This is a genomic window from Poseidonocella sp. HB161398, from assembly GCF_005870025.1.
Lineage (GTDB): Bacteria > Pseudomonadota > Alphaproteobacteria > Rhodobacterales > Rhodobacteraceae > Mangrovicoccus.
Map to the genome: position 1 here is coordinate 1 of NZ_VATA01000274.1, position 655 is coordinate 655.

Consider the following 655-nt stretch of genomic DNA (forward strand, 5'->3'; position numbering starts at 1 on the left):
TGCCCGAGCTGCTGTCGCAAATCCCGGCCGGTGAACTTGTAGAGAGGGTCACTGCCGACGGGCCTATGACACCCGCCGCTGCCATGCGGCAATACTCGAGCGCGCAGCGGAGCCGATCATCCCGATCCGTCGCAATGGCCGGGTCTGGAAGCCGGACAGCCCGGCCGCGATATCACGAAATGACATGCTCAAGGCGACACACCGCCTGGGACGGTCCATTTGGAAAAAGTGGGTCGGCTATCATTCCCGAAGTCGCGTCGAGGCGCAAATGAACCGCCTGAAGCTTTTCGGGAACGGATCATGTCACGCGACCCAGACCGTCAAACTGCTGAAATCCAGATCGGCATCATTCGCGGCTGTGCTCGGACCGGTGGCGCTCGCCGCTCATTCGTGAACCGCTGCTCGGCCCTCGGAAGAGCTTAAATCGAAGTCGTTGCCTGAAGCCGGAGAGGAAAGGGGATCCTCCCCCTGTCGTTCGATTAGCGCAACAAGGCCCGGGGGAAGCGCCGGACTACCGTCGGGCCCCTTTCCGATCAAACAAGAAAGGAAAGCGGTCGGCTGTTTGCACGGCGATCAGGCGATGCTGCCGGGCCGTGGCGATCCGCCGCCAATCCAGGCCCTCGAGCAGGGCTTCGAACTGGGTCCTCGAGAGCTG

The 655-nt window shown here is 62.4% G+C and carries 1 pseudogene; it reads left to right on the forward strand.

Annotation, left to right across the window (positions count from 1 at the left end):
* Positions 1–423 (forward strand): annotated as a pseudogene (locus FGX59_RS39230) (transposase); the annotation flags it as partial.
* Between the last annotated feature and the right edge of the window lie 232 nt (positions 424–655).